Below are 22,555 nucleotides of genomic sequence, written 5' to 3'. Positions count from 1 at the left end.
GAGCGGGAGAAGTTATAGACAAACACAAAAAAAGCTCCTATTGTAGATGTATTGACTGTTTGTTCCCAAAAACAAACTATCTACAAAAGGAGCACAAAACCTCTATTATGTTAGCTCAAAAAACAGTCATTAGTCAATGTTTATCTTTATTACCAACAAAGCATTTAGCTTGTCCTCTTATGAACTACGATATGAAAAAGCTTACTAACGAACAATTGGTCAAGCTTTTCATTACTGCACAACTTGACGGTTGGGATTCATATCCTGAATTTGATATCAAAATGCGTGCGAATAAAGAGCTCATGAACGATATCGGGATTGAAAGTATTAGTAGTTCACAACTAAGCAGACGGATCAATGAATTAGATACTACGATCCTTCAGAATTTGTTCTTTAAGGTCTTAAACGTACTTACCGATCATACACACTATCTTACCGGTCTTCCAAATGTCGGACGGCTTCATATTGTAGATGCGACGCATATTAAGCTTCCTCCAATTTTATCTGAGTGGGCTTATGTCACAAAAGGATGGAACGTGGTCAAAATGCATACCCGTTTAGTCSTGGCATCACCTGATGTTCATTACCCTGATAAGATTGTTCCTTCTAATGGGAAAGCATCGGACCATGAAGGTGGAGATTTATTAATAGAAATCTCGGATGCCACTTATGTGATGGATCGAGGATATATGGATAAAATTCGGATGAACCAATGGATCCAAGATGGGATTAAATTTGTMATCCGATTAAAAAGAGATATCACAATTCAAGTGGAAGAAGAGTACGAAGTGCCCGAAGGGAAAACCATTTTAAGAGACGCAAAAGTGATCCTAGGTGCCGAAAAGAAAATGAGGCCTGTAAGATTGGTCGAATATCAAGATTCAGAGGGAAAGACCTATAAAGTGGCCACGACCAGGTGGGACTTATCAGCGATTGAAATTGCTGAAATTTATAAAAACCGGTGGATTATTGAACTCTTTTTCAAGTGGATTAAACAATCCTTGCGCTTTGTGAAAGTATGGTGCCGAAAAGAAAATGAGGCCTGTAAGATTGGTCGAATATCAAGATTCAGAGGGAAAGACCTATAAAGTGGCCACGACCAGGTGGGACTTATCAGCGATTGAAATTGCTGAAATTTATAAAAACCGGTGGATTATTGAACTCTTTTTCAAGTGGATTAAACAATCCTTGCGCTTTGTGAAAGTATGGAGCACAAAGCCACAGGGGATTTGGAATCAAATGTTTTTATCTATGATTGCGTATATTCTAATTCTGATTGTAAAGCTGAAAACGAAATCCKCAAAAGGTATGTTACCGATTCTTAGAGAAATTCGCACGTATCTCGATAGAAATTGGCATGAGTTCAATATAAACCCAAAAAAACATCAAAAGGCAGGCAGAAGATACCGGATAAACCAAAGGAAAAAGTCCAATATGGTCATGTCGCATTAATCGTTGAGAAAAGAAAAAAGCAAGTTAAGAGAGTAATTAAGTAAATATATATATTACAAAAAATGGGAACAGGCGGCACTTTTATTTGTGTATTGTCTTTTTTGCTTCCCTGATCTAATGAAGATGGTAAATTTTTACTTGTTTGCAAATTTGTTTACATCTTTGCAAAACCAGTGGGTGAGACCCCACAGGCAAAGCCGAGGAGGCTCACCGCCCGCCCCGCGGAGTCGTGCACCTGGAGCGGAAATCCATTCTTTTTACTCAGCCACAATCTTTGCGAAGAGAGCATTTATTATGGTTTTGTCCCAGCCTCTTTTATCTTTTTTCTAACGCCACAATGAAAGGCGGATTATTCAGGCCGTTCATAAATTGATAGCGCAGCACATGGACATAATTTTGGTCGAGTCTTTCCACATACCTGAGGATATAATCTCTTTCGACGGCTCCTTCGCGGTGTCCGTGGTAGATGACAAGAACAACGATTCCTTCCGGGGCCATCATCTCCAGAAGGTTTTCGATGGCTGTTATCGTCGTTTTCGGTTTGGTCACAATGGTTTTGTCGCCTCCTGGCAAATAGCCCAGATTAAAAACAGCCCCTGTGACCTTGCCATAATGGACAGGAGGAATAACACTGCCGACTGTTTCGTGCCCCTGTTTAAAGAGCGTTACCCGCTCCTGTAAACCATGAGTTTGAAGCCTTTCTCTGGTGTTGAACAGAGCGTCTTCCTGCACGTCGAACCCATATACTCGTCCATTTTCTCCGACAAGCTGAGCGAGGAAAAGAGTGTCGTGGCCGTTTCCTAGTGTGGCATCAATTGTGATGTCTCCAGGTTTTACAGCTGAGGATAGCAATTGTCTTGCAAACGGAAGGACTTTTTCAAGCTTCATGCCTCCACCTCCGCTTTATAAAATTTTCCCTGCCAGCTGTTCCGGCGCTGCAGCTCAGCGTCTATGGCATTCAGGACATTCCATTTGTTCACGCTCCACATTGGCCCGATCATCAAGTCGATTGGACCATCTCCCGTAATCCGGTGAACAATCATTTCCGGCGGCAGAATTTCAAGCTGGTCGCAGACAAGGCTTACATACTCATCAAATGAAAGGAACTCCAGCTGCCCTTTTTCATACTGCTTTACCATAGGAGTTCCTTTGAGGAGATGAAGAAGGTGGATCTTTATCCCTTGTACATCCAATTTGGCCACTTCTTTGGCCGTTTCCATCATCATTGTGTAATCTTCCTGTGGAAGTCCGTTGATAATATGAGAACAGACACGAATTCCGTGCTTGCGGAGTTTGGTGACACCTTCAACGTAGGTTTGATAATCATGGGCCCTGTTGATCAGGCTGGCTGTTTTTTCATGCACGGTCTGCAGTCCGAGTTCGACCCACAGGTAAGTCCTCTCATTCAATTCTGCGAGATATTCAACAACATCATCAGGCAGGCAGTCCGGCCTTGTGGCAATCGATATGCCAACAACGCCTTCTTGCTTTAAAACGGATTCGTATTTCTCCCGCAGCTCCTCAACGGGTGCATGGGTATTGGTGAACGCTTGGAAGTAGGCCATGTACTTTCCATCTTTCCACTTGCGGTGCATCCGGTCCTTTATATCGTTGAACTGCTTTTCAAGCGGATCCACTCGGCTTCCGGCAAAATCACCAGAGCCTGCAGCCGAACAGAAGGTACAGCCGCCGTAAGCTACTGTGCCGTCGCGGTTGGGGCAATCGAATCCGCCATCAAGAGCTACTTTAAAAACTTTATGTCCAAAATGATTTCTCAAATGATAATTCCAAGTATGATACCGTTTTATATCAGCGGCATACGGAAATGGGTTTGTCTCTTTTATGACAAACACCTCCTTATGTACTCTCTGTGGTCATGATAGAAGCATTTTACCATGAAAGCCCGCCTTATCCAATTACAGCATGGTTACAGTTGAGTAAGGAATGATTTTCCACTGATGATTCCAATTTTATAACAAACACTATACAAAGAAGCACAGCTTCATTTATGAAGTTTTTTGGAGGGATAATGATGGCAACAAGACAATCTGTAGATGAGTGCTTGCAAAAATGTGAAGATGCACTCCGTTATGCCCAGCAGCAATATAAATCAGGAACGAAACAAGAGCATTACCATGATCAAGAGTATACAGATGCCATGCAGATGGTCGAAGAGGCCGTCAATGATATCAGGCACCTGGCAAACAGCGCGAATTCACAGCAGCGTGAACAGCTTCACAGAATGCGTCTGCAGCTTCAGCAATTTCAAAATGAAATGGTTCTGTTGGACCATGATCCTGATTCAGTGGAAGGGAAATTACATTGAAAAAACGTTCTAAGCAAAATAACCCCGAGCAGAAAACAAGGAATGCCAAACGAAACCTTGATACCGAGTTTGGCAAAGAGTACAATCCGGTAAAAGAGGCTAAGAAGCGGTATGAAGAACATGGCCAGCCGGTGAAATCCAAGAACCGGGAATTGGATAATCAGTAATAAACTGAGTGCTTCTCCTTAACCAGAGAAGCACTTTGTGCTGCCTGAAAATTCCGTTTTTTGGTAGTTTAATTAGGCAGTATCCCCCTCCACTGGATACTATGGGGAGCAATTAATTTCTTTTGGCATTAAGCGGCTATCTTAAAAAGTTAATATAAAAAACAACAAAGTTTACGAAAAGAGCCTTACAAATAGAAAACCAAGGCGAGATGACGCGATTAATCAAGAAACGTACCATTAAAAATAGAAAACCAAGCTGAGATGGTATGATTAACCAAGAAACGTACCATTAAGAATAGAAAACTAAGCTGAGCTGGTACGATTAATCAAGAAACGTACCATTAAAAATAGAAAACCCAGGCGAGATGGCGCGATTAATCAAGAAACGTACCATTAATAATAGAAAACCAAGCTGAAATGGCACGATATAAAAAATCCACCTCCCTTTTTGCTGCCCAAATCAGTAGGAATAAGAATCAACGATTGGGCGCGCAAGGATGCAATAATAAAAGAAAGCATACATCATTTAGAACTTTTTTGGTTGAATTACCCCATAATTTAGTCCAAATTAAACCAATTTGGAGTTTGTAAAAGAAGTTTCTGTACAAATATAATAGGATTAATCTGTAAGTTTTAATATAAAATTATGAATACTTGGAGGGCATATTTAATTGGGAATAGAATTGTTAATACTTTTCGTTCTGATTGTACTGAATGCTTTTTTTGCCGCATCAGAAATCGCCTTAATCTCTTTGAATGATAACAAAGTAAAGCTGGATGCGGAGAAGGGGGACAAAAAAGCAATTCTTCTTCATAGCCTTTTAGCTGAACCAAGCCGATTTCTTGCGACCATCCAAATAGGGATTACGTTAGCGGGTTTCCTGGCGAGTGCTTTCGCAGCCGAAAGCTTTGCAGGCAGGTTCACAGAGTTCCTGCTGAACATGGGGGTGCCGGTTTCAGCGGCCGTGTTAGAAACGATTTCGGTTGTGGTGATCACTCTCATTCTTTCCTATTTCACGCTTGTGCTGGGAGAACTGGTTCCCAAAAGGCTTGCACTGCAAAAAGCAGAAGGAATTTCCCGCTTTGCAGTGGTTCCGCTTTCTGTTCTTTCAAAGATTTCTTCTCCTTTTGTTAAGTTGCTGACCTTTTCAACCAATATGATTGTCAGGCTTTTTGGGGTTGATCCGAATGCAGAAGATGAAAACGTGACAGAGGAAGAAATCAGGATGATGGTCGATGTCGGGAAAGAGAAGGGCACGATACAGGAAAATGAAAAAATCATGATCAACAATATCTTTGAACTAGACAACAAAGACGTTGGGGATATCATGACCCATCGAACAAACATTGTGGCGATTCCCTATGATTTGAACTTAAAGGAAGCAGCCCATATTGTGAACGTTGAAAAATATACCCGTTTTCCGGTCTTTGAAGAAAGCCTGGATCAAATTATCGGAATTCTGCATGTCAAAGATCTTATTCAGTTCCTGGAAAATGGCGGGGAAGAAACCTTTAACTTGAAGACACTCGTTCGAAATCCATATTATGTACTGGAATCCAAAAGTATCGATTCTTTATTTGCAGAAATGCAGAAAAACAATACTCACATGGCAATCGTTATTGATGAGTATGGAGGAACAGATGGAATTGTTACAATTGAAGATATTATGGAAGAAATCGTGGGGAGTATCTCGGATGAATATGATGAGCCGGAGCTGGAAGAGGATGAAATCATCCAGCTGGACGATCAAACCTATATGATCATGGGATCAACCAACCTTTATGAAGTGGAAGAAGTGTTAAAAGCTGATTTGCCAATTGAAGAATTTGATACTCTGAATGGTTTTGTTCTTGGCCAGCTCGGCTTCATTCCGAATGAAAGCGAGCGTCCAGTCGTCAATTTTAAAAACGTTGAATTCTCTGTTGAGGAAATGGACGATAAGCGGATAGCCAAAATCAAAGCTTTAGTAAAAGATGAAATTGTCATTGATACAAATGTATAACGTCAACCAGTTTGGACTTAAGGTCCAGCCTGGTTTTTTTTTGCTAAGTTGAACTACGCTTATTAAAAAGATTTATCTGTTCTTCTTCGTGGTAATAGAAAGTATATAGGAAATTAAACAGGAGGATGATTATGGAAGGACTAAAAGAACTATTAAAAGAGCTGCTTTTAATCAATAGTTCGACAAAAGAAGGAAGCAACAAGGCAATTGAGTACTGCGGTCAATGGCTGGAGGAAAATGGACTGCCGGTAAACATCATTGAAAACAATGGTTATAAAATGCTGGTATCTGAAATTGGCAGCGGAGATAAAAAGGTTATTTTCAACGGCCATATTGATGTAGTCAGCGGAAAAGAGGAGCAATTCGTTCCACGTGAGAAGAATGAAAAGATCTATGCGCGCGGTTCTGCTGACATGAAAGCGGGAGTGGCTTGCATGATGAAGGCCATGGCTGCATTGAAGGATGAGGATCTCCATACGAAAATCCAGCTTCAAATCGTCTCTGATGAAGAAATCGGCGGCTTCAATTGCACGGGCCATCTGGTCGAAGAGGGCTATACAGGCGACTTTGTCATTTGTTCCGAACCGACCCAGCTTGGCATCGCCCTGCAGGCAAAAGGAGTCTTGAGGCTTAATATTGAAGTGGAAGGAACCCCGGCACACGGAAGCAGACCGTGGGAAGGTATGAACGCGATTGAAATGGCTTATGAAGTTCATCAAAAAATAAAAGATTTGCCATTTATGAAAGAAAGCTCTGAATACTACCCGACGCCGTCACTCAATCTCGCTATGATTGAAGGGGGAGATGCATATAATAAAGTACCGGGAACCTGTATGCTGAAGTATGACATCCGTTACCTGCCGGAGCAAACGAAAGATGATGTCGTGAAGCAGATTGAAAACGCGATTGACAGCTCGGTGTACGTCAGCATGTTCAGTAAGCCTGTAAGAACGGATATAGAGGATTACTATGTACAAAAAATCAAAGCGGCTGTCGAAAAAAATACAGGCTCAGACGCTGTATTCTTCGGCCAGCACGGTGCAGCTGACACCCAATTCTTTGCGCAGCTTGGCATTCCTGCAATTGAATTCGGCCCAGTCGGGGAAAACTGGCATGGAAACAAGGAAAATGTTGAGATTGATTCTCTTTATATGTATCAAAAGATGCTTGAGGACTTTGCTCATAGTGTGTAGATAGGATGTTTGTAAAAAGCTCTTTTCTCAAAGATTGTGGCTGTTAAAAAGAAACGGATTTCCGCTCTAGGCGCGCGACTCCGCGGGGCGGGCGTTGAGCCTCCTCGGCTTCGCCTGTGGGGTCTCACCTGTCCCGCTAGTCCCGCAGGAGGTCCCACGCCTTCCGCTCCAATCCCTCTACGAAAAAATGGGGAGGAGATAAAATAGCATTAAAAAGCAACAATCTCTTAGAAAAGAGCCTTGTAAAAAGACAGCTTCGGCTAAAGGGTAATGTTTCCGAGTGAAACACCTAAGTAATATATGAAAGGGGAGTGGCAAATCGCATTGATTTTGTCACTCCCTTTTATTTTATAAAGAAGATAATCACTTAAAAAGTCGGTTTTCCATTGTTAAGGAAATCGACTTTTTCTAATTGGATTATAAAGGTTGAACGATAGTTGTTAGAAAGCTGTTGACTATTCAGTTGAACTGTAATAACCTATTATTAAGTTAAACTATATAGTCGAACTGAATAGAGGGTGAATGTATGAAACATAAATTATTGCCGTTGTCTGAAACCATGCACTATATTTTATTGGTTCTGTGTGAACCGCTCCATGGATATGCCGCCATGCAGAAGATAGAAAAATTAAGCAATGGCAGCGTTATATTAGCGGCCGGTACTTTATACGGGGCGATTGAAAACTTGAATAAGCATGGCTGGATTGAACCTGTTGGAAACTCCGGCCGGAAAAAAATCTATATGATTACTTCAGAAGGAAAAGACGTTTTGAAGATAGAAAAAGAAAGGCTTTTGCACATTTTATCCTTGTATGAAGGAAGTGAATGAAGTGAAGAAGTTTAAAGTGTTCTTTAATATTGAAAAAGAAGAACAATGGCTGAACGAGCAATTACAGAAAGGCTTCCGCTGTACCAATATTAGTGGTTTAGGAATATACACTTTCGAAAAAACAGACAAGAGATATGTCATGCGGCTTGACTATCAAGACCATCTGCCAAAAGAAAAGTTTGCAGAATACAAAGGGATTTATGAGGATTTCGGATGGAACTATTTAAAGGGCCCCTGGCTCAGCGGCATTCGGTATTGGCAGAAAGAAGACAATGATCAAAATGAAATTTTCTCTGACCGGCAATCTCGGAGTAATTATTATAGAAGATTAATGAATTATTCATTTTGGCTGGGCACCATGTTTTTGGCCTACTCATTTATGTTCTACGGTGATGCGGAGTTATACCATGAAGGGCTGTGGGGGATAGACGGTTCTTTATTTTGGAAAGCATTCTTATTTGAAACTCCATTTGTACTCATGAAGCTGCTTCCCGCACTTATGGCGATCTTTTTTTGGAAAAGTTATTTTGAAGCTTATCGAAAGCATTCAATGTTAAAAGAAACATAGGAGTGGCAGGGAGTCTGGCAAAAGTAGTGATCACCCGCCAGACAGCGTGGAATCTGCGGAAAAGGACAATTACGGTAATTGTAAAGGAAAAGCAAAAAGAGAAAACCGGTGCAGAAAAAAAGGAAGTGAAGCTGTCAGCTTCCCTTCAAAGCATTCCCAGCTAATCATGCTGATGACCCGTTCCAATCCCGATTAATCCGACAAGAAATCATACACGGTTTTTTATGAAAACCCGGTCATTATTTGGAATTATCTCTCTATTCCAAAGTGTATTGCGCAGTGCCCTGAAAAGCCCTATAATTCATTTTGGGAATCGAAATATCTTCGGAAGGGAAGCGCTCTTTATGCCTAAATCATTGTGGCTGCTGATTGCCGGTATGATGGTAAATGTCACGGCAGCATCGTTCTTATGGCCGCTGAATGCGATTTATATTAATTCACATCTCGGCAAGTCGTTATCAGTAGCGGGATTAGTCCTTATGTTGAATGCCGGGGCAAGTGTCATCGGAAATCTGTTTGGAGGAAGTCTCTTTGATAAAATCGGTGGATACCGTTCAATTTTAACGGGAATCATCATTACATTGCTGGCTCTTGTCGGAATGAACTTTTATCATGGATGGCCGCACTATATTATATTTCTTGCAATCGTCGGTTTTGGTTCTGGTATTGTTTTTCCATCTGTCTACGCCATGGCAGGATCTGTCTGGCCTGAGGGCGGACGCAAATCATTCAATGCCATCTATGTTGCGCAGAATGTCGGCGTCGCGGTCGGTGCAGCACTCGGAGGGTTCGTTGCTTCTTATTCCTTTCAATATATCTTTCTAGCAAACTTGATTATGTATGTTGTCTTCTTCTTGATCGCCTTCTTTGGCTACAAGAACATCAGTGTGAATACCGGAAAGCAGACTTCGGTGATACAAGAAGGTGCTTTTATTAAAAATAAAGCTAAATTCACAGCATTGATCTTGATCTGTACAGCCTATATCCTGTGCTGGATCGGCTATGTGCAATGGCAGTCGACCATCGCAAGCTATACGCAGGAAATCAATATCAGCCTGAAGCAATACAGTTTGCTGTGGACTATCAATGGAGGGTTGATTGTCCTGGCACAGCCGATTCTGTCCAAGATCATCCGCCGCTTTGAAAATAACTTAAAGATGCAGATCCAGATTGGAATAGTCATCTTCATGATTTCTTTCGGTGTAGCTGCTACGGCTGAAGCTTTCCAGATGTTCGCGATCGCGATGATCATTATGACCATCGGAGAAATGCTCATCTGGCCGGCAGTTCCGACCATCGCCAATGACCTTGCTCCAAAGGGCAGGGAAGGATTCTATCAGGGAATCGTCAACAGTACAGCGACTGGCGGCAGGATGATAGGACCAGTATTAGGCGGGCTGCTTGTGGATGGTTTTGGCATTTCCTTCCTGTTTACCGCTTTAATTGGATTGTTTGCCGTAGCGATTATCTTTACAGCAGTCTATGACAAGTCTTTGAAAAAGAAAGAAGCAGTATCGGTATCACTCTCTTAAACCTCAGGACTCTTCTCTATTGAAAAGAGTCCTTTTTTTATATTCCCTGTATCTACGGGCTGGTCCTGCAAAAAAATTACATTTGCACCGTCCGCGACTTGTCTTTTTGTAAACCAAGTTTTCTTAGTCCCCCAAGGTCTAAAATGCTGAACCCCACCTTAGAGAAAATAGGTAAAATAATAAAGGCAAGGACCTCAACTCCATCTTGAGTAAGCCCCAAACCTGATGGCCCTAATAACCAAACTGTCGGATAAGTAAACCAAAAAGCGGTAAGGTATAAGGCAGTATGGGTATAGTGTTTACCTAATTGTTTATCCGAGGATTTCGCTATATTCCTTAAAGGGTACCAGATGATATAAAGAATGATCAGAAGTGCCAGCACCCCTAGAGAATACCATATGTATTTTTGAGCTCCAGTTGAAAAGTCTGCGATTAAACCTGTCAGTATCATAAACATATCTGCTCCTATGAGGGAACCGATTAGAGCCTTATCTTTCTCCTTTTTATAGAACATTGCTGTAAGTGCTAAAGCAAGGAGCAATAAGGGGGTAGTTACAACCCAATCCAGGTATCTGGCAAAGTATATTACTCTTTCATTTGATTCAAGAAAGCCTTGCCCTAAAGCTATTGACAAATAGGCGGCCCCTGACCAGCAAGGAATGAAAATAGCTATTACATATTCATACCGTGGTACGCCTTGAGGATTTCTGCTTAAAACATAAAAATAAACAGCTCCTGCTGCCATAATGATAAAATAAACCCAATGCAGTGTGTAGATCATACTCATTCCTCCAAGAACGTAATTGAAGCATATGTATTAGTATAGGGAGATGATGGCTATTCCATACTCAAGCATTAGCAATATCAACCCTTAGCCAATTCAACTATTCCAACACCATTTCATCATTAAAGAAAATATTTATCTATTTAGGCTTGCAACTCCGTATACTTTTGCATAAAATAGTGAATACAATAGTTGTATAGAATTCAACGTTGATAAGGAATAGTAGTGATGAGGAACCGTTTTAGAGAGTTGACGGCAGGTGAAAGTCAACCGGATACCATCATGAACTCGCCTTTGAGTTGCGGGTGTGAACCTAAGTAATGCCTGCCGTTTTCCGCGTTAAGGATGGAATCAAGTGAGTGCGTGTACACTAATCTGGGTGGTACCGCGGGAGTTTATCAAAGACCTCTCGTCCCAATTATTATTTATTAATAATTGGGGCGGGAGTTTTTTATTGGGCTTTTTTATATAGAAACCCGAACCAAAACCAAAAAGGAGGTTCACACAATGAGCTTTAACCACAAAGACATCGAACAAAAGTGGCAGCGTTATTGGGAAGAACAAAAAACATTCAAAACTGAAACTGAAAAGGATAAACCGAAGTTCTATGCACTGGATATGTTTCCGTATCCATCTGGTGCCGGCCTCCACGTAGGGCACCCGGAAGGATTCACTGCGACAGATATCCTTTCCCGCATGAAGAGAATGCAGGGATACAATGTCCTTCATCCAATGGGCTGGGATGCATTCGGCCTGCCGGCAGAGCAGTATGCGCTTGATACTGGTAACGACCCGGCAGAATTCACTGAGAAGAACATCAACACATTCCGCCGCCAGATCAAGGCTCTTGGATTTTCTTATGATTGGGACCGCGAAGTCAATACAACGGATCCTCATTACTATAAATGGACACAGTGGATTTTTACAAAGCTTTATGAAAAAGATCTTGCTTATGTCGATGAAGTTGCTGTTAACTGGTGCCCTGCACTTGGAACGGTACTTGCAAACGAAGAAGTCATTGATGGGAAGAGTGAGCGTGGAGGGCATCCGGTAGAACGCCGTCCGATGAGACAGTGGATGCTGAAAATCACGGCTTATGCAGACCGTCTTCTTGAAGACCTTGAAGAGGTTGACTGGCCGGAGAGCATCAAAGACATGCAGCGAAACTGGATCGGCCGTTCTGAAGGAGCGGAAGTCAACTTTGCCATTGATGGCACTGATAAGAAGTTCACTGCCTTCACAACCCGCCCCGACACCCTTTTCGGTGCAACGTATGCCGTGCTGGCTCCTGAACATGGACTGGTGGACGAAATCACAGCGAGCGAGCAAAAAGAAGCGGTTGCTGCTTATATTGATAAAGTGAAAACGAAGAGTGACCTTGAGCGTACAGACCTTGCAAAAGATAAATCAGGCGTTTTCACTGGTGCATATGCAGTCAACCCGATCAACGGCGAGAAAATGCCGATCTGGATTGCCGACTATGTATTGATGAGTTATGGAACAGGCGCGATCATGGCGGTTCCAGCGCATGATGAAAGAGATTATGAATTTGCGAAAAAATTCGAGCTTCCTATCAAAGAAGTCGTAGCCGGCGGAAATGTGGACGAAGAAGCGTACACAGGCGACGGTGAGCATGTAAACTCTGATTTCCTTAATGGTCTTGGAAAAGAAGAGGGAATCACAAAAGCAATCGAGTGGCTTGAAAAAGAAGGTGTCGGTGAGAAGAAAACGACTTACCGCTTGAGAGACTGGCTGTTCAGCCGCCAGCGTTATTGGGGCGAGCCGATTCCAGTCATTCATTGGGAGGACGGCACAACAACGACGGTCCCTGTTGAAGATCTGCCGCTGACACTTCCTAAAACGACGGAAATCAAGCCTTCGGGAACAGGTGAATCTCCTCTTGCCAATATCAGCGAGTGGGTCAATGTCACAGACCCTGAAACAGGGAAAAAAGGACGCCGTGAAACGAATACCATGCCGCAATGGGCGGGAAGCTGCTGGTATTACCTTCGCTACATTGATCCTCATAATAATGAGGCACTTGCGAGTGAAGAGAACCTGAACCACTGGCTGCCGGTCGACATGTACATCGGCGGAGCAGAGCATGCTGTGCTTCACTTGCTGTATGCGCGTTTCTGGCACAAATTCCTTTACGATATTGGTGTAGTGCCAACGAAAGAGCCATTCCAAAAGCTTTTCAACCAAGGAATGATCCTCGGGGAAAACAACGAGAAGATGAGTAAATCCAAAGGAAACGTCGTGAATCCAGATGAGATTGTTTCCTCTCATGGTGCCGATACACTTCGTATGTACGAAATGTTCATGGGTCCTCTGGAAGCTTCAATCGCCTGGAGTGAAAACGGATTGGACGGTTCCCGCCGTTTCCTTGATCGTGTATGGAGACTTCTAGTCGACGAAAACGGAAACATCAGCGATAAAGTTAAAGACGAAGTCAACAAAGATCTCGAAAAGAGCTACCACCAGACGGTGAAAAAAGTGACAGAAGACTTCGAAGGACTTCGCTTCAACACAGGAATTTCCCAGTTGATGGTCTTCATCAACGACGCTTACAAAGCAGACATACTTCCAAAAGAGTACATTGAAGGTTTCGTGAAAATGCTAGCGCCTGTCACTCCGCATCTTGCTGAAGAACTGTGGAGCAAGCTTGGTCATGAAGGAACATTAGCTTATGCAGAGTGGCCTTCATACGATGAGTCAAAGCTTGTCAGCAGCGAAATCGAAATTGTGTTCCAGGTGAATGGAAAAGTTCGTGCCAAACTGACTGTCCCACGCGACATCAGCAGAGACGAACTTCAGGAAATTGCCCTTCAAGATGGGAAGGTTCAGGAGTTTATCGAAGGCAAGACTGTACGCAAGGTGATTGCTGTTCCAGGCAAACTTGTCAACATCGTAGCAAACTAATTTATTCTGGCCGGCGCCTTTGGTGCCGGCCTTCTTATTTTTCCCGTGCATAGAGCTCTGATATAATGAAAAAATAAAGAAGAAAGGTGGGTACATAATGAGCTATAAAACAATCACAACAGATGAATTGAAGAAAATGCTGGATGAGGGAGCAAACCTTGATCTTGTCGACGTCCGTGAAGACGAAGAAGTAGAAGAAGGCATGATCCCAAAAGCAAAACACATCAAAATGGGAGACATTCCAGAATCTCTTGATCAGTTCGATAAAGACAAAGAGTACATCCTCATCTGCCGTTCCGGAAACCGCAGCGGCAAAGTCAGCCAGTTCATGCATGACCGCGGCTTCAAGGTCGTCAACATGGAAGGCGGCATGCTAGAGTGGGAAGGCGAAACACAGCCAAAGGACAAATGCATTTAAGTTAGTTGGAAGCACGCTCTCGGGCGTGCTTTTTTTAATGGACGCTGGTTTGGTTGTAAGCAGGGGCTTGCAGTAAGGATCATAGGGTGCGTGATGTGCGTGTCGAAATTTGTCGTTTGGTCGATAAATCTGGATTTACGCCGATAAAAGTCCTGAAAGCGCCGATAAATCCAAGATTACGCCGATAAAAATTTAAAAGCGCTGATAAGTTAAAGCGGTACGCCGATAAACTTTCCATAATCAGCAGATTTTAGTCCTTTAACGCACTAAGAGGGACTGTCCCTCTTAGTGCGTTAAAGGGTTGAAGTGAAATTCTTCAATAAATTATGGGACTTTTTATAAACGGCAATCGTCTGTTGAGTGAAAATACGATTTTGGTGGTGTGATATGACAAAGAATGCTGAACAGTGTGCAGGAAAAGAGCGATCAATCAGGGACCTCGTCACCGCATACGGGGAGGATGTTAAGAGGCTGATTTACTCATACGTGAAAAGCTGGAGTGCAGCAGAGGATTTAGTACAGGAAGTATTCATCACTGTTTTTCAAAAGATGGATACCTTGGAAAAGGAAACCTCAGCAAAAGCATGGATTCTATCTATTGCGGCCAATAAAGCGAAGGATTATCTGCGAAGCTGGCATTATAAGAAGCTATTGTTTACGAATACTTTCTCCTCAAATTCAAAAATAGAGAGCCCCGAACACTACTTGCTGAAACAGCAGCAGAAAACAGAGTTGAGTGAAGCAGTATTTGCTCTTCCGGTGAAATATAGGGAAGTCATCATATTTTTCTATTATCAAGAGTTAAAAATTGAAGAAATATCAGAAATACTTGAAATGAATTCTTCTACGATTAGAACCAGATTATCCCGGGCCCGTGACCTTTTGAACCAAAAGCTTGGAGGCGATCTCTATGAATAATAAGCGAATTCATGATGCAATTCACAATCATATCGGAGAAGGACGGGTTTTTTCTAAAGAAGAGGAAAATGAACTGCTCACCAAGATAGGGAATAATCAAACTCTCCGGCCAAAGAGAAGATGGTTTCCTGAGTTATTAGGCTGGGGTCTCGCAGGTGCGGCGATTCTACTGGTACTTGGCATAATAGGCAGCCAGACTGGAATCCTGCCATTTTCGGCAGACAGACAGCCTGAGAGATTGGATACTTCTCTTTTGAAAGAAAGTGTAAGTGAAAGCACTGGACCTGATGGGTTGTCTGATGAGCAGAGGGAAGAAATAGAAAGCAGGCAGCCCAAACTTTATAATGCAGATTCAGTTGAGGATGCTCTAAATGCGTTGCCATTCCAATTGACACTGCCGGAAAACCTTCCTTTTGAAGCAGAGTTTATTTTGGAGGGAATCAATGACTGGCATTTTGAATCAAATTCAGATGGGAAAGATATTTCAGTGGATTTTAGGGCAACCAATGGCGTTGAGGTCATTTTTGTTGAAGCCTTTGATTTTGATAAGGAGTTTATAGGACAGGGAAATCAGTCTCTTGAGCAAGTAGAACTCAAAAAAGGAGTATCAGGCGAATTATATATAGGAGAAGATGGGGGAACAATGAAATTTGAGAATAAAGAAGGTATTAATATCAGCATCTACATTTCAAATTCAGAAAAATATAATACGGGTAATGTGCTGATAGACCTTGCTGACCAGATGATTGAATGAGTAAAAAAGGATGCCAGTTAATAGAGACTGGCATCCTTTTTCTATTTAATAAGCTCTAGCCCAATAAACAAGCTGGTTCGCTTCCTTGCCGCAACATACACAATCATCTGAAACTTTCTCTTCTTCAAACGGTATGCAGCGTGAAGTTGCACCGGTTTCTTCTTTGATTTTGTCCTCACATGCCTGGTCAACACACCACATGGCTTTAATGAATCCTTTGTTGGAATCCAATTTTTCCGCGAATTCTTCAAAGTTTAAGGCAATGCTTGTTTTTTCCTCTCGGTGTTTAAGAGCTTTTTCAAAAAGGTTGTTCTGTACGTCTTCGAGCAGATCGGCGATTTTGCTTTCCAGCTCATCAAGGCTGACCGTCACTTTTTCCCCAGTATCTCGGCGGGCAATGACGACCTGATTATTTTCAATATCCCGAGGGCCGACTTCCAAACGAAGAGGAATCCCTTTCATTTCATATTCATTGAATTTCCAGCCTGGCTTTTTGTCGCTGGCATCGATGCCTACCCGAACCGCTCCAGTTAATCTGTCTTTCAGGTTGTAAGCAAAATCCAATACACCTTCTTTGTGCTGGGCAATAGGCACGATCATCAGCTGGGTTGGAGCTGCTTTTGGCGGAATGACAAGGCCGCGGTCATCACCGTGAACCATGATCATCGCTCCGATAATGCGGGTAGTAAAGCCCCATGACGTTTGCTGTACATATTGAAGATTGCCTTCCCGGTCAGAGAACTGGATGCCGAATGCTTTGGCAAACCCGTCACCTAGGTGGTGGGAGGTCCCGGACTGCAATGCTTTTCCATCGTGCATCAGACTTTCGATGGTATAAGTGTATTTAGCTCCAGCGAACTTTTCTTTTTCTGTTTTTTGTCCTTTGATGACAGGGATGGCGAGGATGTTCTCACACAGCTCTGCATAAACTTCGAGCATTTTGACCGTTTCTTCATGAGCGTCTTCATCTGTCTCGTGGCATGTATGCCCCTCTTGCCATAGAAATTCAAGCGTGCGGAGGAAAGGTCTCGTTGTTTTTTCCCACCTTACAACGTTTGCCCATTGATTATATAGCTTTGGAAGGTCACGGTATGAATGGATGATGTTTTTATAGTGCTCGCCGAACAGGACTTCTGATGTCGGGCGGACACAGAGACGTTCCTGAAGTTCTTCTTCACCGCCGTGCGTGACCCAGGCGACTTCTGGAGCAAATCCTTCAATGTGATCTTTCTCTCGCTGCAGAAGGCTTTCCGGTATGAAAAGAGGCATGTAAACATTCTCGTGCCCGGTTTCTTTTATTCTTTTATCGAGTGCATCTTTGATATTTTCCCAAAGAGCATAGCCGTAGGGGCGGATGATCATTGACCCCCGGACACTGGAATAATCGATCAATTCAGCTTTTGTGACTACATCGGTATACCACTGGGCAAAATCTTCATCCATGCCAGTGATGTTCTTTACAAACTCTTTTCCCATTCCTTGCACCTCCAAATTTTTATAAAAACAAAAAAAGCCCTGCGATGTCAGGGACCAGAAAAACTGGCGGTACCACCCTGATTCAAAGCAAAGCTTTACTCTCATATCATGATAACGGTTTGAACCGCTGTATGCGCTACAGAACTCAAAGGCAGGTTCGGATGGAGGCCAATGGGAACCTTGCAGCCGGGAGTTCCCTCTCTTTCAATGACCGGATCATCCTACTGATCCTTCTCAATGTTTTATTATTTTTAAGTATTATATTTTCCTTGGATGAAAAAGTCAATTTATTTTTAGAATTGTTTTTTGGGGTGCAGGAGTTACTGGTTTGGGTGTGAATCGTGTGCTTGGTGAGTCGGTTTGAATACATGAGATTCGGTTTTGGGTCAACTCGTGTACCCAGCGTGTGCCTGTGGATACATGAGTACCTAGTTTTGGGGCAACTCATTTACCTAGCGAGCCGGTGTAGATACATGAGTTACTGATTTGAGTGCAACAAATGTCCCCAGCGAGTCGATGTGGATACATGAGTTACGGGTTTAGGTGCAACTCGTGTACCCGGCGAGCTAAGGTGGATACATGAGTTACTGGTTTTGATGCAACTCATGTCCCCAGCGAACCTATGTGGATACATGAGTATCTGGTTTGGGTGCAACTCATGTCCCCAGCGAACCTATGTGGATACATAAGTACTTGGTTTTGGAGCAACTCGTGTACCCAGCGAGCCCATGTGGATACATGGGTTGCTGGTTTTGATGCGACTCATGTACCCAGCGAGCCCATGTGGATACATGAGTACCTGGTTTGGGTGCAACTCGTGTACCCAGCGAGTCGGTGTGGATACATGGGTTGCTGGTTTTGTGCAACTCGTGTACCCATAGTGGCTATGTGGATACATGAGTTTGTGGTTTAGGTTCAACTCGTGTCCCATAGTGGCTATGTGGATACATGGGTTACTGGTATAGATGCGACTCATGTACCCAGCGAGCCCAAGTGGATACATGAGTACCTGGTTTGGGTGCAACTCATGTACCCAGCGAACCTATGTGGATACATGAGTTCCTAGTTTTGATGCAACTCGTGTACCCAGCGAGCCCATGTGGATACATGAGTTCCTGGTTAAGGTACAACTCGTGTACCCAGCGAGCCCATGTGGATACATGAGTACCTGGTTTAGGTGCAACATATGTACCCAGCTAGTCGATGTGGATACATGAGTTCTCGATTTTAAGCAAACGCAAGTCTCTTAGATACATGCCTTTCAGCTTTATGATGTACTTAAACTGGATAGTCACATGACTGAAAATTAGAAAAAATGTCTAGAATGCTAATAGAATATAAGAAAAGGGAGAAATGATCATGATCCAGGTAAAAGTATTCGATTATGAGCATGAAAAGGATTTGGAGCAGGATATGAATAAGTTTTTGAAGTCGGTGGATGAAGACAGCATTGTCGATATCAAATATCATGTGGCGGCGATGCCGGAAGAAGTGGATGATGAGCAAATCTACTGTTTTTCCGCGATGATTGTGTATAAAAAGTGATTTATAGGGTGACTAACGGTGGAAATTCGGTTTAGGTCACCTGAAAGTGACGAAGTTAGCGCTCGTTGTATGGGTGAGGTGGCTATGCGAGCGGGATATGCAAGAATACGAGCGGGTTATTCACATTTATGAGCGGAGTATACAAATATACGATCGCTTTATACATAAATACGAGCGAAAAACCCAAAATATGAGCGGCCTGCCTAAATTCCACTTTATCCCTTTAAAGCGCGAAGAGGGACTGTCCCTGGTCGTGCTTTAAAGGGATAAAGTTTAACAAAAAAACGCCGGCTCCCTCTCCAACCGAAAGGGAAGGAGAGGGAGCCGGCACTTTCACCGCAATTATTTCGAAACTTCCAACGCACTTAAAGCTGCATTCACGCCGGCAAGCCTTCCGGTTACTAGAGCGGAGGTGATGTTGTACCCTCCTGTGTAACCGTGGATGTCGAGGACTTCGCCGCAGAAGAACAGGCCGTCCATTTTTTTCGAGGCCATTGTCTTTGGCTGAATTTCTTTAACGGACACGCCGCCTCCTGTTACGAAGGCTTTGTCGATGGATAGGGTTCCATTGACTGTGAAGGTGAACCCTTTTGCCAGGCGGGCCAATTCGCGGATTTTCTCACCTGATAGAGTGATGCCCTGCTGGCCGGGATCGATTTCGGCACGCTCGAGCAGGAATAAGAGGTAACGTTCGGGCATCAGGCCTTTAAGGATGTTTTTCACCGCTTTTTTCTCTTCTTCTTTTTTGATAAGAGAGTTCAGTTCCTGAAATAATACTTCTTCATTCTTATCAGGGAAGCTGTCGATATGCATGGTCACGTGGGTCAGGTTCCATTTTTTCATTGCTTTGACGACATATTGGCTGCAGCGAAGGACGGCTGGGCCGGAAATGCCGATATGGGTGAAGATCATGTCCATTTTATGGGTGACCAGCGCTTTTCCTTTCGGGTTCAGTACGCTGAGTGCCACATCACGAAGAGATAATCCTTGAAGTTCGCGTTCCTTGATGAAGGGCTCATCAGATGTGAGCGGCACTTCTGTCGGAAATAAATCCGTGATTGTATGTCCGGCATCTTCTGCCCAGGCATAGCCGTCACCTGTAGAACCTGTATGGGGAACGGATTTTCCGCCTACTGCGATGATGACGGAGCCGGCAGCGAAGCTTTCACCGGATTGCAATGTAATACCTGCAGCCCGGCCGTCCACATAATTCACTTTTTTAACAGGCGAGTTCGTTCGTTTTTCGACGCCGAGCTCATTCATTCTGTTTAAAAGAGCATCTACAACCGATTGGGCCTTGTTGGAAACAGGGAACATTCTGCCGTGGTCTTCTTCCTTCAGTTCAATGCCCAGTTTTTCAAAAAAGGCAATGATATCTTCATTATTGAACTCGGAAAAGGCGCTGTAGAGGAAGCGGCCGTTTCCAGGGATATGCTTGATGATTTCCTCAATTGGGAGCCTGTTCGTCACATTGCAACGGCCACCGCCTGAGATGGCAAGCTTTCTGCCGAGCTTGTTTCCTTTATCAATCAGGAGGACTTTTCCGCCGTTTTCTCCTGCGGCGATGGATGCCATCAAACCTGATGGCCCTCCTCCGATTACGATTACATCATATTTTTTCATTCATTCCACCATCTTTCACACTGTCACTGCTAATTTTAAAGCTATTTGCCATAGATTACAAACCCTGATCCGATTGCTTTCTAGTTGTGTTTCAGAAGTCTGAATAGTAAACTACCTATAGTGTGAAATTAGAAGTTTCGGAAGGGAATTTTTATGTCATCGACTTTAATTAGAGGTACGTTTATTTTAACGCTCGGCGTATTTATTTCAAAGTTTCTCGGTCTTTTTTTTGTTATACCGTTTTACGCTTTACTGGGCAATGAAGTTGAACCGACTTCACTCTATTCCTATGGATATGTCCCTTACACGATCTTTTTGACGGTTGCGACGGCCGGGGTGCCGCTGGCAGTATCAAAATTCATCTCTAAATATAATTCCATGCAAGAATATCATGTTGGAAGAAAGCTGTTCAAATCAGGTCTCGTTTTAATGACCCTTACCGGTATTGTCTCATTCCTGATCATGTATGCATTCGCTCCTTTCTTTGCCGAAATAACCATTCCAAGTGATGAGCAGGTTATCACGGTTGAACAGGTGACCACCGTCATCAGAGCGGTCAGCTTCGCTTTGATCATTATCCCGTTCATGAGTTTGATCAGGGGGTTTTTTCAAGGACACAATTCCATGGGACCAACGGCTGTTTCCCAAGTAATTGAGCAGATTGTCCGGATCGTCTTCCTCCTGGTCGGTGTGTATGTTGTCCTTTATGTGATCAAAGGAGATATGACGACCGCCATCAGCGTTGCGACTTTCGGTGCGTTTGTCGGGGGAGCGGCCAGTCTTGCCTCCCTGATTTGGTACTGGTTCAAGCGAAAGCCCCGCTTTGACAAGATGCTTGAAGAGGATAAAGGAACAGTCGATATCTCATTAGTGGAAATTTATAAAGAGATCATCGCCTACTCGATTCCGTTTATCTTCGTCGGGATCGCGAACCCGCTGTTTCAGCTGGTGGATCAGGTGACTTTTAACAGGGCAATGGGCGCCATCGGAAATGCTGATGTAGCAGATACGGCTTTTGGAGTTTTGAACTTTGCCGCCCATAAGCTTGTCATCATTCCTGTTTCATTGGCTACGGCATTTTCTATGTCATTGCTGCCATTGATTACTTCTGCTTATACAAAGAATGAATATGGCAAGATGAACCGCCAGCTCGACCAAACTTTTCAGATTCTGTTATTTTTAACCATACCAGCTGCACTGGGGATTTCCCTGCTGGCTGAGCCGACTTATACGTTGTTCTACAGCCACAGTGATTTGGGGACAGAAGTGTTGAGAACCTACGCCCCAGTAGCCATTTTGTTTGCTCTGTTTGCTGTCACGGCTGCGATTCTTCAAGGAATTGACAAGCAGAAATATACGATACTCAGCTTGCTGGTTGGTTTGCTGGTAAAACTCATGCTGAATATCCCATTGATCAAATTGATGGAAACTCAGGGAGCGATCCTTGCCACGACACTTGGCTATCTGGCAGCGACTGTCATTAACCTTATCGTCATTAAAATTTATGGAAATTATGAATACAATACTGTTTTCAGAAGGACCTTGCTGATTATCATGTTTAACGCAGTGATGGCAGCGGCTGTCATTGTGTTGTATGTAATCCTGGCTAACTTCCTGGATCCTTCAGCCAAAATGCAGGCCATTGCCCTCGTAGCAATTTGCGGAGGAGCAGGTGCGCTCATTTATTTCTATCTCAGTTTCAGATCCCGTCTTGCAGACAGGCTGTTCGGCGAAAGGGCGGCTAAGGTCAGAAGAAAGCTGAGGATGGGGCAGTAGGAGAAGGCTTGTGAAAAAATTGCTATGCTGAATGAATCTTTAATCATCGAACAAGATATAAGAGTGGGGATTAAAAATTCTTCTGATTATGATTCACAGAAAGCCATGTGATATAGAAGAGCAAAAAAATAGATTGCTTTTTAATGTTAGATTTTCTGTATTTCCATTTATGGAGAGGGCCGAGAGCTGAAGGCGTGCGCTGGAACTAGCGGGCAATCTAGTTCCAGCGCCCAGCCCCTCGGGGTCAAATAACCTCAAGAGAATAAAAG

The 22,555-nt window shown here is 43.3% G+C and carries 21 protein-coding genes and 2 other annotated features; of the genes, 16 read left to right on the top strand and 5 right to left on the bottom strand.

Features of this window, described 5'->3' with window-relative positions; all coding sequences use genetic code 11:
• Together FZC79_RS05295 and FZC79_RS23970 are read left to right on the top strand one after the other, a co-directional pair.
• The coding region (locus FZC79_RS05295; RefSeq protein WP_215727426.1) for an IS4 family transposase at nt 1–1,088 on the top strand (1,088 nt) is incomplete at its 5' end.
• Nucleotides 1,036–1,452 carry a transposase gene (locus FZC79_RS23970; protein WP_148945786.1) on the top strand — a complete coding sequence of 139 codons (417 nt, stop codon included), beginning with the start codon at nt 1,036–1,038 and terminating at the stop codon, nt 1,450–1,452. The genes FZC79_RS05295 and FZC79_RS23970, both read left to right, overlap by 53 nt.
• Nucleotides 1,453–1,767: 315 nt before the next feature.
• On the opposite strand, the gene FZC79_RS05285 is transcribed toward FZC79_RS23970, so the two are convergent.
• Both FZC79_RS05285 and FZC79_RS05280 read right to left on the bottom strand, forming a co-directional pair.
• Nucleotides 1,768–2,340 (bottom strand): class I SAM-dependent methyltransferase, encoded by a 573-nt coding sequence (locus tag FZC79_RS05285; RefSeq protein WP_148945785.1) that lies wholly within the window; start codon nt 2,338–2,340, stop codon nt 1,768–1,770.
• On the bottom strand, nt 2,337–3,296 hold the full coding sequence (locus tag FZC79_RS05280; protein WP_148945807.1) for a TIGR01212 family radical SAM protein: 960 nt from the start codon (nt 3,294–3,296) through the stop codon (nt 2,337–2,339). Before FZC79_RS05280 ends, FZC79_RS05285 begins: the two co-directional genes overlap by 4 nt.
• A 188-nt stretch (nt 3,297–3,484) precedes the next feature.
• Here FZC79_RS05280 and FZC79_RS05275 point away from each other — a divergent pair, with 188 nt between their 5' ends.
• From FZC79_RS05275 to FZC79_RS05245, 8 genes are all read left to right on the top strand, one after another.
• Nucleotides 3,485–3,778 carry a YtzC family protein gene (locus tag FZC79_RS05275; protein WP_148945784.1) on the top strand — a complete coding sequence of 98 codons (294 nt, stop codon included), beginning with the start codon at nt 3,485–3,487 and terminating at the stop codon, nt 3,776–3,778.
• Complete coding sequence (locus FZC79_RS05270) at nt 3,775–3,945, top strand: glycogen biosynthesis protein GlgD (protein ID WP_148945783.1); 171 nt, start codon at nt 3,775–3,777, stop codon at nt 3,943–3,945. Before FZC79_RS05275 ends, FZC79_RS05270 begins: the two co-directional genes overlap by 4 nt.
• Nucleotides 3,946–4,616: 671 nt before the next feature.
• Nucleotides 4,617–5,948 (top strand): hemolysin family protein, encoded by a 1,332-nt coding sequence (locus FZC79_RS05265; RefSeq protein ID WP_148945782.1) that lies wholly within the window; start codon nt 4,617–4,619, stop codon nt 5,946–5,948.
• Between the two features lie 131 nt (nt 5,949–6,079).
• Nucleotides 6,080–7,141, top strand: a complete 1,062-nt coding sequence (locus FZC79_RS05260) for a M20 family metallopeptidase (protein WP_148945781.1) — start codon at nt 6,080–6,082, stop codon at nt 7,139–7,141.
• Nucleotides 7,142–7,667: 526 nt separating this feature from the next.
• Nucleotides 7,668–7,970, top strand: coding sequence for a PadR family transcriptional regulator (locus tag FZC79_RS05255; RefSeq protein WP_148945780.1), 303 nt, complete (start codon nt 7,668–7,670; stop codon nt 7,968–7,970).
• 1 nt (nt 7,971) lies between these two features.
• Nucleotides 7,972–8,538, top strand: a complete 567-nt coding sequence (locus FZC79_RS05250; RefSeq protein WP_148945806.1) for a DUF2812 domain-containing protein — start codon at nt 7,972–7,974, stop codon at nt 8,536–8,538.
• Nucleotides 8,539–8,540: 2 nt separating this feature from the next.
• A complete protein-coding gene (locus FZC79_RS22980) occupies nt 8,541–8,702 on the top strand; it encodes a hypothetical protein (protein WP_187442648.1) in 162 nt (53 codons plus the stop codon).
• Between the two features lie 180 nt (nt 8,703–8,882).
• Nucleotides 8,883–10,070 carry an MDR family MFS transporter gene (locus FZC79_RS05245; protein WP_148945779.1) on the top strand — a complete coding sequence of 396 codons (1,188 nt, stop codon included), beginning with the start codon at nt 8,883–8,885 and terminating at the stop codon, nt 10,068–10,070.
• A 76-nt stretch (nt 10,071–10,146) separates the two neighbouring features.
• Here the strand turns inward: FZC79_RS05245 and FZC79_RS05240 are convergent, their stop codons facing one another.
• The gene (locus FZC79_RS05240) at nt 10,147–10,851 is read right to left on the bottom strand and encodes a bacteriorhodopsin (protein WP_187442647.1); all 705 of its coding nucleotides are present in this window, start codon (nt 10,849–10,851) and stop codon (nt 10,147–10,149) included.
• Nucleotides 10,852–11,054: 203 nt separating this feature from the next.
• Nucleotides 11,055–11,274, top strand: a binding site (T-box leader).
• A gap of 87 nt (nt 11,275–11,361) precedes the next feature.
• Between FZC79_RS05240 and leuS the strand changes: the two genes are divergently transcribed.
• The 4 genes from leuS to FZC79_RS05220 all read left to right on the top strand — a co-directional run bounded on the left by leuS (nt 11,362) and on the right by FZC79_RS05220 (nt 15,866).
• Nucleotides 11,362–13,776: a leucine--tRNA ligase gene (gene leuS, locus FZC79_RS05235; protein ID WP_148945777.1), complete on the top strand. Its 2,415-nt coding sequence runs from the start codon at nt 11,362–11,364 to the stop codon at nt 13,774–13,776.
• Nucleotides 13,777–13,873: 97 nt separating this feature from the next.
• A complete protein-coding gene (locus tag FZC79_RS05230; RefSeq protein ID WP_148945776.1) occupies nt 13,874–14,194 on the top strand; it encodes a rhodanese-like domain-containing protein in 321 nt (106 codons plus the stop codon).
• A 387-nt stretch (nt 14,195–14,581) separates the two neighbouring features.
• The gene (locus tag FZC79_RS05225) at nt 14,582–15,112 is read left to right on the top strand and encodes a sigma-70 family RNA polymerase sigma factor (protein WP_148945775.1); all 531 of its coding nucleotides are present in this window, start codon (nt 14,582–14,584) and stop codon (nt 15,110–15,112) included.
• On the top strand, nt 15,105–15,866 hold the full coding sequence (locus tag FZC79_RS05220; protein WP_148945774.1) for a hypothetical protein: 762 nt from the start codon (nt 15,105–15,107) through the stop codon (nt 15,864–15,866). Before FZC79_RS05225 ends, FZC79_RS05220 begins: the two co-directional genes overlap by 8 nt.
• 45 nt (nt 15,867–15,911) lie before the next feature.
• Here FZC79_RS05220 and proS read toward each other — a convergent pair whose 3' ends face one another.
• A complete protein-coding gene (proS, locus tag FZC79_RS05215) occupies nt 15,912–17,342 on the bottom strand; it encodes a proline--tRNA ligase (RefSeq protein ID WP_148945773.1) in 1,431 nt (476 codons plus the stop codon).
• A gap of 46 nt (nt 17,343–17,388) precedes the next feature.
• Nucleotides 17,389–17,589 (bottom strand) — a binding site (T-box leader).
• Nucleotides 17,590–18,701: 1,112 nt separating this feature from the next.
• Here proS and FZC79_RS05210 point away from each other — a divergent pair.
• Nucleotides 18,702–18,887: a sporulation protein Cse60 gene (locus FZC79_RS05210; protein WP_148945772.1), complete on the top strand. Its 186-nt coding sequence runs from the start codon at nt 18,702–18,704 to the stop codon at nt 18,885–18,887.
• A 342-nt stretch (nt 18,888–19,229) separates the two neighbouring features.
• On the opposite strand, the gene FZC79_RS05205 is transcribed toward FZC79_RS05210, so the two are convergent.
• Nucleotides 19,230–20,510: an NAD(P)/FAD-dependent oxidoreductase gene (locus FZC79_RS05205; protein ID WP_148945771.1), complete on the bottom strand. Its 1,281-nt coding sequence runs from the start codon at nt 20,508–20,510 to the stop codon at nt 19,230–19,232.
• 153 nt (nt 20,511–20,663) lie between these two features.
• Here FZC79_RS05205 and FZC79_RS05200 point away from each other — a divergent pair, with 153 nt between their 5' ends.
• Nucleotides 20,664–22,286, top strand: a complete 1,623-nt coding sequence (locus tag FZC79_RS05200; protein WP_148945770.1) for a putative polysaccharide biosynthesis protein — start codon at nt 20,664–20,666, stop codon at nt 22,284–22,286.
• The last annotated feature ends 269 nt before the right edge of the window (nt 22,287–22,555 follow it).

The sequence above is a fragment of the Rossellomorea vietnamensis genome, assembly GCF_008180615.1.
Lineage (GTDB): Bacteria > Bacillota > Bacilli > Bacillales > Bacillaceae_B > Rossellomorea > Rossellomorea vietnamensis_D.
This window is presented reverse-complemented; position numbering and strand designations above follow the sequence as displayed.

Coding starts and splice junctions, on each gene's coding strand:
- FZC79_RS05205 (WP_148945771.1), bottom strand. CDS start 20,510: ATGAAAAAATATGATGTAATCGTAATCGGAGGAGGGCCATCAGGTTTG.
- FZC79_RS05285 (WP_148945785.1), bottom strand. CDS start 2,340: ATGAAGCTTGAAAAAGTCCTTCCGTTTGCAAGACAATTGCTATCCTCA.
- FZC79_RS05220 (WP_148945774.1), top strand. CDS start 15,105: ATGAATAATAAGCGAATTCATGATGCAATTCACAATCATATCGGAGAA.
- FZC79_RS05210 (WP_148945772.1), top strand. CDS start 18,702: ATGATCCAGGTAAAAGTATTCGATTATGAGCATGAAAAGGATTTGGAG.
- FZC79_RS05245 (WP_148945779.1), top strand. CDS start 8,883: ATGCCTAAATCATTGTGGCTGCTGATTGCCGGTATGATGGTAAATGTC.
- FZC79_RS05255 (WP_148945780.1), top strand. CDS start 7,668: ATGAAACATAAATTATTGCCGTTGTCTGAAACCATGCACTATATTTTA.
- FZC79_RS05275 (WP_148945784.1), top strand. CDS start 3,485: ATGGCAACAAGACAATCTGTAGATGAGTGCTTGCAAAAATGTGAAGAT.
- FZC79_RS05240 (WP_187442647.1), bottom strand. CDS start 10,851: ATGATCTACACACTGCATTGGGTTTATTTTATCATTATGGCAGCAGGA.
- FZC79_RS05260 (WP_148945781.1), top strand. CDS start 6,080: ATGGAAGGACTAAAAGAACTATTAAAAGAGCTGCTTTTAATCAATAGT.
- FZC79_RS05225 (WP_148945775.1), top strand. CDS start 14,582: ATGACAAAGAATGCTGAACAGTGTGCAGGAAAAGAGCGATCAATCAGG.
- leuS (WP_148945777.1), top strand. CDS start 11,362: ATGAGCTTTAACCACAAAGACATCGAACAAAAGTGGCAGCGTTATTGG.
- FZC79_RS05230 (WP_148945776.1), top strand. CDS start 13,874: ATGAGCTATAAAACAATCACAACAGATGAATTGAAGAAAATGCTGGAT.
- proS (WP_148945773.1), bottom strand. CDS start 17,342: ATGGGAAAAGAGTTTGTAAAGAACATCACTGGCATGGATGAAGATTTT.
- FZC79_RS05200 (WP_148945770.1), top strand. CDS start 20,664: ATGTCATCGACTTTAATTAGAGGTACGTTTATTTTAACGCTCGGCGTA.